Annotated in this window: 12 protein-coding genes; 1 reads left to right on the top strand and 11 read right to left on the bottom strand. The window is 52.4% G+C overall.

Translation table 11 applies throughout. The annotated features are described in order from the left end of the window. The 11 genes from VF260_11360 to VF260_11410 form a co-directional block, all read right to left on the bottom strand. On the bottom strand, nucleotides 1-239 hold a 239-nt coding region (locus VF260_11360; protein ID HEX7057772.1), incomplete at its 3' end, for a methyltransferase domain-containing protein. Nucleotides 240-261: 22 nt separating this feature from the next. After that, nucleotides 262-1,137 carry a S1-like domain-containing RNA-binding protein gene (locus VF260_11365; protein ID HEX7057773.1) on the bottom strand — a complete coding sequence of 292 codons (876 nt, stop codon included), beginning with the start codon at nucleotides 1,135-1,137 and terminating at the stop codon, nucleotides 262-264. Then, on the bottom strand, nucleotides 1,134-1,481 hold the full coding sequence (rsfS, locus tag VF260_11370; GenBank protein HEX7057774.1) for a ribosome silencing factor: 348 nt from the start codon (nucleotides 1,479-1,481) through the stop codon (nucleotides 1,134-1,136). Before rsfS ends, VF260_11365 begins: the two co-directional genes overlap by 4 nt. 3 nt (nucleotides 1,482-1,484) lie before the next feature. Then, complete coding sequence (gene yqeK, locus VF260_11375; GenBank protein ID HEX7057775.1) at nucleotides 1,485-2,069, bottom strand: bis(5'-nucleosyl)-tetraphosphatase (symmetrical) YqeK; 585 nt, start codon at nucleotides 2,067-2,069, stop codon at nucleotides 1,485-1,487. Then, nucleotides 2,059-2,646 carry a nicotinate-nucleotide adenylyltransferase gene (locus tag VF260_11380; GenBank protein ID HEX7057776.1) on the bottom strand — a complete coding sequence of 196 codons (588 nt, stop codon included), beginning with the start codon at nucleotides 2,644-2,646 and terminating at the stop codon, nucleotides 2,059-2,061. The genes yqeK and VF260_11380 overlap by 11 nt, the downstream gene beginning before the upstream one ends. 69 nt (nucleotides 2,647-2,715) lie before the next feature. Further along, nucleotides 2,716-3,582, bottom strand: a complete 867-nt coding sequence (gene aroE, locus VF260_11385) for a shikimate dehydrogenase (GenBank protein HEX7057777.1) — start codon at nucleotides 3,580-3,582, stop codon at nucleotides 2,716-2,718. 15 nt (nucleotides 3,583-3,597) lie between these two features. Further along, nucleotides 3,598-4,725, bottom strand: coding sequence for a ribosome biogenesis GTPase YqeH (yqeH, locus tag VF260_11390; protein ID HEX7057778.1), 1,128 nt, complete (start codon nucleotides 4,723-4,725; stop codon nucleotides 3,598-3,600). Beyond that, nucleotides 4,712-5,254: a YqeG family HAD IIIA-type phosphatase gene (locus tag VF260_11395; protein ID HEX7057779.1), complete on the bottom strand. Its 543-nt coding sequence runs from the start codon at nucleotides 5,252-5,254 to the stop codon at nucleotides 4,712-4,714. The genes yqeH and VF260_11395 overlap by 14 nt, the downstream gene beginning before the upstream one ends. 109 nt (nucleotides 5,255-5,363) lie before the next feature. Then, nucleotides 5,364-7,601, bottom strand: a complete 2,238-nt coding sequence (locus VF260_11400; protein HEX7057780.1) for a DUF4129 domain-containing transglutaminase family protein — start codon at nucleotides 7,599-7,601, stop codon at nucleotides 5,364-5,366. Beyond that, nucleotides 7,582-8,847, bottom strand: a complete 1,266-nt coding sequence (locus VF260_11405) for a DUF58 domain-containing protein (protein HEX7057781.1) — start codon at nucleotides 8,845-8,847, stop codon at nucleotides 7,582-7,584. Before VF260_11405 ends, VF260_11400 begins: the two co-directional genes overlap by 20 nt. Nucleotides 8,848-8,851: 4 nt before the next feature. Further along, entirely contained in the window at nucleotides 8,852-9,814 is a 963-nt protein-coding gene (locus VF260_11410; protein ID HEX7057782.1) for a MoxR family ATPase, read from the bottom strand. Nucleotides 9,815-10,022: 208 nt separating this feature from the next. On the opposite strand from VF260_11410, the gene VF260_11415 reads away from it, so the two are divergent. Beyond that, on the top strand, nucleotides 10,023-10,907 hold an 885-nt coding region (locus VF260_11415; GenBank protein ID HEX7057783.1), incomplete at its 3' end, for a Dam family site-specific DNA-(adenine-N6)-methyltransferase.

Genomic DNA, 10,907 nt, shown 5'->3' on the forward strand with positions numbered 1-10,907 from the left:
AATTGTTTCGACTTCTCCGCGGCGACCGAAAGCATATGTTCCGAATCGTCAATGCCGTACATTTTAAACCCCGACTGCGCCAAAGGAATCGTCAAATTGCCTGTTCCACAACCCAATTCGACGATCGTATCGGGCGTGTTCGCTTGATTCCAATACTCGCGAAGAAACCGCAGCCACTCGGGATAAGGGACATCCTGCATCAAGCGGTCGTAGACATACGCGAATTTTTCGTAAGCCATGCCGCTGCCTCCCCGTTGTTTGTTATTTCTTAAGCCGCGTCCAGCCGTTTTCCTGTACAATTTTGCCTTCTTTCAGCAATTTGCCGAGTGCGCGTTTGAAGGCGGCCTTGCTGATGGAAAACTTCTCGGCAATGATGTCGGCGGAAGTAGCGTCGGAATATGGCATGGTGCCGTTGGGGCGCTCCCGCAAATAACGCAAAATCCGTTCGGCATCCTCCATTCGGCTGATTTCTTTTTGCGGACGCAGCGCCAAATTCACCCTGCCGTCATCACGAATATATGCGACCCGCGCTTCGAATAATTCGCCCAGCCTTAGCGGCCTGATGCGTTCCGATGCATGCACCATGCCAATGACGCCGAAACCCGGCATCCCGGCTTCGCAGATCGCGAATGTCGCCTTGTCCGTGACGCGATACACCCGTGCCGATACACGCCGGTTTTTCCATGAAACAGGAGCCCGCGCGCACTTGTCGGCAAGCTGCGTATCGCGCGCCGCCACGGCAAGCGGGCGCCCGGCTTTATCACTGGACATCATCACATAAACCCGGTCTCCCTTAATCGGCCATTCGTTCCGCATTTTGGGCAATTCGGACGCAGGCAACAGCAAATGCTTGCCAATGCCCATATCCAGAAAACAGCCCAACCGCGCATTGGTGTCCGCCACTTCGAGCAGCGCCAGTTCCCCGTAGGTCAGCAAAGGCTCTTTGCGCGTCGCGGTCAAACGATCCTTGGAGTCGTAAAACAGGAATACGTCGATTTTTTCCCCGACTTTAGGCCGCGGCTCCGCTTCGCCATAAGGAAGCAGGACATCCTGGCCGCCGCCTGACAAAAAAAAGCCGTAAGGCGGAACTTCCCTGGCTACAAGCAGCGTTGTTTTGATTCCCGCATCCAGCGTCATACGTGTTCAACCACTTTCGCGTCGGACCATAGCCGCTCCAGGTTATAATAATCCCGCTCATCGCGATGAAAAACATGCGCGACGACATCGCCCAAATCGATCAGCACCCACCGTGCCGCATCCAGCCCTTCAATGCCCCTCACCGGTATCCCGTGTTGATCGGCATTTTTCTTGATTTCCGAAGCGATGGCCTGCACCTGGGTGTCGGAATTACCGTGGCAAATAACGAAGTAATCGGCGATCAACGAGATCCCGCGCAAATTGAGCGCCACCACATTGTTTGCCTTTATTTTTTCCGCAGCCTGCACCACAAGCGACATGACTTTGTCCGATGCGTTGCCCATTTCTTAGCCTCCTTGCATTTTTCGTTGCGCGATCTCATCAAGCAGCGAGTTTCTGGCCGCTACCGTAAGCGGATAAATTTTTTTCCCTTTTTCGAGCAAAAAGCGGATCGTCCCGTCAAAACCGGCGACCAACGCTTCTTCCAGGCTGTGTTCGGCCAGTTCGCGAATGCGATCCACGCCGGGATAAGAACGCCCCGGTTCGATATAATCGGCTAAACATATGATTTTATCCAGTTGCGACATGCCCTCTCTTCCCGAGGTATGCCAGCGGATGGCATTTAAAATTTCCTCGTCGTAAACCGCGAAATCCCGCTTGGCAACAAGCGCACCTACCGGCGCGTGCCACAATTCCTTATCGTAATCAAAAAGGTCGGGCGAGGCGCCATGTTCGCGAAGCACCCGCTCCTGTTCGGCCACGGGCCAATTTTTGGCCACGTCGTGCAGCAATGCGGCCAAATCCGCTTTCCCGGCGTCGCCGCCGTACCGGTTCGCCAAGCGGACAGCCGTTTCGGCAACGCCCAGCGTATGCTTCCACCGGCTTTCGGCAAGCCTTTTTTGCACGGCGTGAAAAATGTCGTCACGATTCATACAAATGATGCTCCTCCATATATTGCAATACCGGCTCCGGAACCAAATAGCGGACGGAAAAACGATTTTGCCGACGCCTGCGAATATCCGTCGAGGAAATGGCGATTTCCGGCATTTCCACCATCGTTACTTTGCTCCTTAACCATTCCGGCAAATCGCTTAAATCCGGGTCGATGCCGGGGCGATTCAATCCGATAAAGCCGATCATGCGAAAAATTTCCTCTATTTTAACCCATTGCGGCAAATATTTCACCATGTCCAGTCCGATAATCCAGTAAAACGCATCGTCGGGATAACGCTTGCGCAAATACGCCGCCGTATCAACCGTATAAGAAACGCCGCCGCGGGCGAGTTCCAAATCAAGCGCGCGAAAGCGCGGATTGCCCTGTATGGCCAAACGGACCATCGCCAAACGATGTTCTCCGCTCGCGCCGGGTTCGGTCGTTTTGTGCGGAGGCGAATTGGCCGGCAAAAACCAGACCTCATCCAGCCGCGCGCCCTCGCGCGCACGTTCCGCGGCCAACAAATGGCCAAAATGCACCGGGTCGAACGTGCCGCCCATGATGCCGATGTTCATCGCAATCCCCCCCAATCGCGTACCGCACCCGTCAATCGGATCGCCTCTGTTAGCCGTTGCCGTTCCGGACTACGCAAGCGAACGGACGACCGCCGCCCGCATCGTATCCACCGGCGCTTGCCGGCCGGTCCAATGCTCCAACGCGCAGGCGCCTTGATAAATGAACATTCCCAGGCCGAAATGCTGAACGGCTCCAAGCTCTTTCGCGGCGCGCAGCCATTTTGTTTCCAGGGGGTTGTACACCAAGTCGCTTACGATGGAGCCCGGTCCGCAAAAAAGCGCCGGATCGGCGGGCAGATCGTCAACATGGGGCGACATTCCCACGCTTGTCGTATTGATGGCAATATCGACACGGTTAATATCGGCAAGATCCGTAAGACCTATGCCGTCGCAAGGAGCGATGCGCCCGACCTCAGCCGCCAATTGCGCCGCTTTTTCCCTGGTGCGGTTGGCGATAATAATCCGTTTCGGCCGTTCATGCGCCAGCGCAAACGCCACGCCGCGCGCCGCGCCGCCGGCGCCGATCAGCAAAATGGTCTTGGAATGCAGTTCCAACCCCGCGTTCGTTTCCGCAAGCAGCGAGCGGACATAGCCGATGCCGTCGGTATTGAAACCAATGAGCCGGCCGTCGCGATTGACAACGGTGTTGACCGCTCCCGCCGTTTGCGCCGAATCGTCGATTTCGTCCAAATAGTTCATGATGGCCACTTTATGCGGGATTGTTACGTTGACGCCGCCGAACTTCAAGGCGCGCACCGCATTCACCGCCGCCGCAAGTTGCGCGGGGGCGACCTGAAAGGCGGCGTACGCGGCGTTTATGCCCATTTCGCGAAAAGCCGCGTTCATCATCACGGGCGACTTCGAATGCCGCACCGGATCGCCGAAAACGCCATACATGACGGTGTTGCTGTCCGGCAAAACATGTTCTGTCGACATCTTCCATGATCACTCCTATACCAGCGAGTCCCGGATTGCCACCTTCACGCCCTTGGGGACGTGAATTTGCACCTCCGCTCCCGATTCGCCGGACACTTTGATCCAGCCTAATCCGGAAATGGACAAGTCCTGTCCGCCGCGAACTTTAAACCGCTGCACGGTAAATGGCGGAAGTTCGTCAAGCCGCGCAAGGGGCGGCGGGGACAGCATCACGCCGCGATGCCTGCGAAACAGATCGTCCGCGTTGGTAAGCTTCGTGCGGTGGACAGGCAGCGCATTGGCGACAAACAACGTGAACGGCTTGCGCTCGCCGCGCAAAAAATCAAAGCGGGCAAACGCGCCGAAAAATAACGTTTGTTCGGGATTCAATTGAAATACAAGCGGTTTTATCGGTTTATCCGGCATAAGAAACGGCAAATCTTCCGCTGCCGCCAATTCGCTAAGCCGGTGGTTGTATACGATTCCCGGCGTATCGACGACGGCTTTGCCGTCATCAAGCGGAATTTTTATGAGGTCGAGCGTCGTTCCGGGATATCGCGAAACGGTCAATTCCGCATCCAGATCACTGTGGTTGCGAATGAGCCGGTTTAACAGCGTCGATTTTCCCACGTTTGTCGCACCCACGACATACACATCGCGGCCGCGCCGAAGTTCGGCAATCGCCTCCACCGCCCGGGCAAACCCGGCGCCGCTTTTGGCGCTCGTCAGCACGATGCCGTCTGTTTTCAGCCCGGCCAGCTTCGTTTGCCGCTGCAGCCAATTCACTATGCGGTTGGGATTGATTCCTTTCGGCAGCAAATCCGCTTTATTGGCAACCAACAGGATTGGATTTTGCCCGATGAAACGATGCAGACCGGCAATCAGGCTGCCTTCGAAGTCAAACAAATCAACAATATGTACGACCAGGCAATTTTCCCCGGCAATTTTGCCCAAGATTCGTAAAAACTCCGCCTGGTCAATGGCGATGCGCGAAACTTCATTATAGTGTTTGATGCGGTAACAGCGCTGGCATATGGCAGGCGTTCGGGCTAACGCGGCTTCCGGGATATATCCGGGTTCGCCGGAATCGGTTGTTTGCAGCGCAGCGCCGCAACCGGCACAAACGGTTATTTGCGTATTGCTTTTCTCGTCAGGATGGTTCATGCGAGTCCTCCCACGGCAGAAAACCTTTTTTCTTCAATCGGGAAAACACCCATCTTTCAATGGAGCGGTTCAATCGCGTAAACAACCCGTCTTCCCGCAAATTGATCGGGCGCACCAGAATCGTATAGATGCCTGCGCGATTTCCGCCGAATATATCGGTCAACAGTTGATCGCCGATTACAACCGCTTCTTTGGCGCGCACATCAAGCAATTGCAGCGCTTTCTGAAAAGCGCCTTTTGTCGGCTTTCTCGCCTTGAAAATAAACGGAACATGCAAAGGATCGGCAAAGCGGGATACCCTTGATTTGTTGTTGTTGGAGACGATCAGCACCTGAAATCCTTTTTCCCGCGCGCTTTTTAACCATTCCGCCAATTCCGGCGTGGCGAACGGCACTTTCGCTCCGACCAACGTATTGTCCAGATCGGTGATAATGGCTTTTACGCCTTGTTTGCGCAGTTCATCAAGATCGATATCGTATATCGTGGACACGCACTTATGCGGGATCATTTTTAAGAGCAAGCCGTTCATCACTCCATGCGAGCAAAATACTACGAAAAACTATACCATATTTGCCCCGACAAGCAAAGAAAACCGGCCTCTTGGCAAAGACCGGAGCATGATGCGAGGTAACGCGCGATCACCTGCGTTTCGCGTTCAATTCATTGCGGATTATCTGCGCCGTTTTTTCCAACTTTTCGGCATCCGCGGGGGTGAGCCCCATCCGGCTGAATGCCGCCTTTTCCATGCAGGAAACCAGATCGGCAAATGCAGGCTGCAGCGCGGGACTGGTTATACTCCAGCGCGCCGCCGCTTCCCGGAATGTTTCATGTTCCTTGCGCAAATAGCCTTTGCGCGCCAAAAATTTGCGCAATCGCGACAACTCGGCAAGAGCGATTTGCTTGGCCTGCTGTTTTTTGCGCCGCGGCAAGCCGGCGGCAAAAGCCGCGATAAGCCCGAATTTGCGGGCCAGAAAACCCGCCGCGACGATCAGGAGCACCGCCGCGATGCCGACTGCGCCGGGAATCAGGCGCGCATCCCTGTTGTCTGCGGCCGTTTGATCCGGCGCCGTTTCGATATCGATGGCGGCAGCCGTCTTATGCTGCGATATTTGCAGCGGCATGCGGAATCCGGGAGTCGCTTCGAACGGCACCCATCCGCTGCCGGCGAAATACACTTCCGCCCAGGAATGCGCATTGGAATTGCGCACCATATACACGCCGCCGTCAATCAAGTCGATATCTTCGCTGTAAATATCTCCCGGTATCATCTCCAGGTTTTCCGGCACGCCCGTGCTGTATCCTTTTACCCAACGCGCCGGAATTCCCAAAGAACGTGTAAGCACAACCATCGCGGTAGAATAATAATCGCAATAGCCTTCTTTGACTTCAAACAGAAAACTGTCCACAAAATCCGTGCTTTGCGCTTTTGTCATATCCGGTTTATTATTGTAGCGATACGTATTTTGCAAATAATCGGCAAGCGCCTTGACTTTATCGTAGGCGTTGGTTTTGTCCGCCGTAATGCTTTCGGCCAACTCCCGCACGCGCGCAGGCAATGTTTCCGGCAACTGCGTATATGTGCGCAGCGTTTCGGCATCCGCTGTTTCCGCAGTTGCGCGCAGTTTTTCCTCATCGATCACCGGCATTTCGGAAAATATCGTATAGGTTTGCGGGTATGTTTTGGCGTCGCTCCATTTTAATTCCCCGTTTTCGGAAAACCAGCGAAGATTGGCAAAATTCCCGGGTGCCAGGTCCGGGTCATTCCCGTTTACGATGGTTTCCACTTTGGCGATGGCATACGCTCCGAACAGCACCGGAAACTTCTCCTCATTTAACACGCGAATCGTTTGCCGGTTGCTGACCGTTTCGCCGTTTGTTTGCGCCAATCCAACCTGCGGCAGAGCGGCGTTTGCTTGCACGAGAGCGCCATCCTGTTCATCCACCGGATCCTGCCAGCCAGTACCCGTGTAAACCGTGCGCGTCTCGCCGCGCCAGTAGCTTTTGTGCTCCGTGTCAACAAGCATAACCGGCGAATAATCGAAATCAAACGCGCCCCCGAGCGTTTCGCTGCTGCGCTCGTAGCCGGATTTTCCGGGTGTCTCCAATCGGATGCCCGCGACGCTTTTGCTGCTGAACGCCACTTCTTCGCCGTGCGCTTTTTTCCAGGCCGAATACGGATCGGTTAATAATGGCCTGGCGTTCGGGGCGATATTCGCCGCGATGATGATCAACAGGGCAATGATGATGATCGTCGCAAGCAACGTTTCCGGATACTCCGCGATGTGTTTCCAGCTTTCCGGATGCCTGCGCCGCAAATATTCCGAATGTTCGACCACTAATAGCGTCAAGCCGCACAAAACGAAAACCGCGACATTTTCCCACAGCTGATAGGTGCTGAACGAATCGACCACAGCCAGAAAAATCGTGCCGCAAACCATCATGGAGATAATGTTGCCCTGGCTTCGCATAAACAGGAGCAAAACCCGATACGCGGCAAAACAGCCAAGCGGAAACCAAACGACCGGGTGCAGCGCATACGTCGCGGCAGCAAATGTACGCCAAAAATCGGGCCAATTGGCAAATTCGATTGCGGAAAGATCAAGACGCAGCACATAACCGGTGGCTGCAACCGACACGCACACACCGGCAAAATAGCGAACGAGCGTTTTCATGCGCGGAAATAGCATGTCCAGCACCGCCAACGCAATGATCGTTACTTTGACGGCGCGCATCGTTTCCGGCCACCACGACTGGGCAAACAACTCCAGAAACTGCAGGATCATCATGAGCGAGACCAAACTGCGCAATTTAAGCCGCCAGTCGGTGCGGGGGAACCGCAGCAATAGTTTCGCACCTTTAACCAAAACGCTTTCCATCAAGATTCCCCTCCCCCAGTACTTCGGAGAGTTCATGCAGTGCATGAATGGCGTAACCCCGATAACCGTGGGACGCCAGCACTTTCTCCCAATCCCCTTGCTGTGCTTTGCGGGATGCGCTGCCGATCAACAGATGGCACGGATTGACCTGCCGTTCTTTTAGCCACCTTAACGATTGCAGCACAACTTCGCCCGTCTGCGGCGAGATGATTACGGAAAAGCTGCCGGAGCGGAAATAGCGCGCTTTGTCTTGCAATTTTTGCTGCAACGGCTCATTTCCATCCGCCTCAATATCGATCAGATGCTCCATCATTTTTTGCGCGTGCATCGCGCCTTTGGCCGGTTCGACAATCACCGTTTGCGCTCCGACGGAGATAAGGCCGATGGACAATTTCTCCTTTTTTCCATATTCCACCAGAGAAGCGGTTGCCGAGACGGCTAATTCAAAATGCTCGCCTGTCCAATATCCTTGCTTGTTGCAGTCCAGAATCAGGATAATTCCGGGCAGCGACTCGCGTTCGAATTCTTTCGATTTTAACGTTCCGGACTTGGCAGTCGCATTCCAATGAATGCGGGACATGCGGTCGCCATAAATATATTCCCGGATGCCGTTGATCTGCGTTGTCTCGCGCCACGCCCTGGAAGCCGGCAACTGATGATACCCTTTGTGCAGACGATCGAACATTTTCCACTCTTTGATTGCGACTGTTTTGGGAAGAACGCTGAACGATTGGGGCAAGCTCAATTTGCCGCGATGCGCAAACAGTCCGAACACGTCTTCCGTCATGCATTCCACATCGCCAAAATGGTAAAAGCCCCTGCGCAAGGCGCGGGTCGCGTACCGGATCGATAGTTGGCGCTTCCAATTCAGTACGGCGGATGCTTCAATCATGATTTTTTCCCCGTTGCTGCGAACGAGTTCATCGCGCAAAATCACATATGGGATCGGGATCAAACCGGGTACCTGCATCTTCAGCTCGACGGCGATCGCGGTGCCGGCTTCGACCGATCGGTTGGCTTCCGCGTTGAGCAATACGCGCGTCCCTTTCACGGCCTTGATGCCGTTGAAACGCCCCAGCAGCAAATAGACGGATAAAATTGTGACCGTTGATAACAGCATGGACGCCAATTTGCCGCCTTGAAAAAGAAAAAACAACAGACTTGCTACCCAGCAAGCAAACAGATACCAGAATTTCAGCGAAACTTGCGATACGCGTCTAAGCCTTTGTATTACCGCGGCCAACATGCGCTTACTTCTCCAATCCGGCCGGGACTTTCGTATGCTGAAAAATCGACTCCAGCACGGTCGTAATGGAAGCGCCGGTCATCCGCGCTTCCGCGTGCAGGATCATGCGGTGGCCCAGCACATATGGCGCCAACATTTTAATATCGTCGGGAATCACGTAATCCCGCTCCGCAACGAGCGCATACGCTTTTGCTACCGACAAAAAGCCGAGCGTCGCCCGCGGGCTGGCGCCCAAAAAGATCGCCGGATGTTCGCGCGTTTTGCGGACGACCGTGACCAAATATTCTTGCAGCGCTTGATCCACATAAATCTGTTTTGCCGCTTGCTGCAGCGCAATGATATGGTGAATTTCCGTTACCGGCTGCAAGCTTTCAAGCGGATGGCTGACACTGTGGGAGTTTAACAGCCCGCGCTCCGTTTCCTCATCGGGATAGCCGAGGCTGATTTTGAGAAGAAAACGGTCCAGCTGCGCCTCCGGCAGCATATAGGTGCCTTCAAAGTCGATCGGATTTTGTGTGGCCAACAAAATAAAGGGCCGCGGCAGTTGGTAAGTTTCCCCGTCCACCGTAACATGGCGTTCTTCCATCGCTTCGAGCAGCGCGGATTGCGTCTTCGTTGTGGCGCGGTTGATTTCATCGATCAAGAGAATGTTGGTCATGACGGGTCCGGGACGAAAGACAAACGTTTGCTCCTTCGGATGAAAAATCGAAACCCCGGTAATGTCGGTCGGCAGCAAGTCGGGATTGCATTGAATCCGGCGAAATTGCCCGTTGATCGTCTTGGCAAGCGCCTTAATCAGCACAGTTTTGCCCGTGCCGGGAACATCTTCAAGCAAAATGTGGCCTTCCGCCAAAAAGGCGGCCAAAACCAGTTTAATGATCTCGTTTTTGCCAAGTATGCAACAATCCAGATTTCGGCGTATGCGGCGAATGGTTTCGATCTGTTCAATGCTGCTCACGGACGTCATCTCCTTTTCCTTGATCGTTCACACCTCTATTGTAGCGAAATTTTGCCAGTTCCGTATATCTGTAATTCTTCTAAATTAAGTTGGAATTTTTTACATCGGCTCATAACCCACTTTGGAAACATATGTTCTTTTTTTCGTTGTGCCGTTTTTTAAATTCCGATATAATTTACTAAGTACCCGGGCTATATTCCAAAAGGAGTTATAAAAAATGAAGCCATTTTTAAAATATCGCGGAGGGAAATTAATCGAAATAAAAAATTTTGCCCAATATATACCGAAAAACTTTGATACATATATTGAACCTTTTGTGGGCGGAGGAGCCGTTTATTTTCATTTGGAACATCGTAAAGCAATTATAAACGATTTAAATTACAAATTAATTACAACTTACGTACAAATTAAAGAGAATTATGCAGAGGTTAGAAAACAGCTGGATGCTTTGCAGGAAATCTATGAACGAAATCAGGCGCTTTACGAAAAATTAAAAGCCAGGCACCCGGAAAAACGCGTGAAAAACGATAACGAAGCTTTATATTACAAACTGCGTGATGTTTTTAACCATCCAAACAACGATTGGCTGGAAGCGGTAATCTATTTTTTCATCAACAAAACGTCCTATAGCGGAATGATTCGATACAATAAAAATGGGGATTACAACGTTCCATTTGGAAGGTACAAGCACTTTAATACCAAGATTTTATCAAAAGCGCATCATGATTTGTTGCGTGATACGGAAATTTATAACAAGGATTACAAGCAAATATTTGATATGGCGAAACCGGATGATTTTATGTTTCTCGATCCGCCTTATGACTGTGTATTTCACGATTACGGAAATCTTGAATGTACCGGGCCGTTTGATGAAAATGAACATAGAAGATTAGCGGCGGATTTTAAAAATTTGCATTGCAAAACTTTAATGGTGATCAGCAAAACGGATTTAACGACCGAGCTGTATAAAAATTACATTGTGGACAGCTATCATAAAAACTACGCGGTAAACATCCGGAATCGGTTTAAAAATGAGGCTCAACACTATATCATCACAAACTATCATCATACGTCCATATTTTTTCCATCCAGATCCAATCAG

Source organism: Bacilli bacterium (genome assembly GCA_036381315.1).
GTDB lineage: Bacteria > Bacillota > Bacilli > Paenibacillales > KCTC-25726 > DASVDB01.

What these genes read in the sequence shown, in the direction of transcription:
- VF260_11365 (HEX7057773.1), bottom strand. Translation starts at nt 1,137, where the DNA reads ATGACGCTGGATGCGGGAATCAAAACAACGCTGCTTGTAGCCAGGGAA.
- rsfS (HEX7057774.1), bottom strand. Translation starts at nt 1,481, where the DNA reads ATGGGCAACGCATCGGACAAAGTCATGTCGCTTGTGGTGCAGGCTGCG.
- yqeK (HEX7057775.1), bottom strand. Translation starts at nt 2,069, where the DNA reads ATGAATCGTGACGACATTTTTCACGCCGTGCAAAAAAGGCTTGCCGAA.
- VF260_11380 (HEX7057776.1), bottom strand. Translation starts at nt 2,646, where the DNA reads ATGAACATCGGCATCATGGGCGGCACGTTCGACCCGGTGCATTTTGGC.
- aroE (HEX7057777.1), bottom strand. Translation starts at nt 3,582, where the DNA reads ATGTCGACAGAACATGTTTTGCCGGACAGCAACACCGTCATGTATGGC.
- yqeH (HEX7057778.1), bottom strand. Translation starts at nt 4,725, where the DNA reads ATGAACCATCCTGACGAGAAAAGCAATACGCAAATAACCGTTTGTGCC.
- VF260_11395 (HEX7057779.1), bottom strand. Translation starts at nt 5,254, where the DNA reads ATGAACGGCTTGCTCTTAAAAATGATCCCGCATAAGTGCGTGTCCACG.
- VF260_11400 (HEX7057780.1), bottom strand. Translation starts at nt 7,601, where the DNA reads ATGGAAAGCGTTTTGGTTAAAGGTGCGAAACTATTGCTGCGGTTCCCC.
- VF260_11405 (HEX7057781.1), bottom strand. Translation starts at nt 8,847, where the DNA reads ATGTTGGCCGCGGTAATACAAAGGCTTAGACGCGTATCGCAAGTTTCG.
- VF260_11410 (HEX7057782.1), bottom strand. Translation starts at nt 9,814, where the DNA reads ATGACGTCCGTGAGCAGCATTGAACAGATCGAAACCATTCGCCGCATA.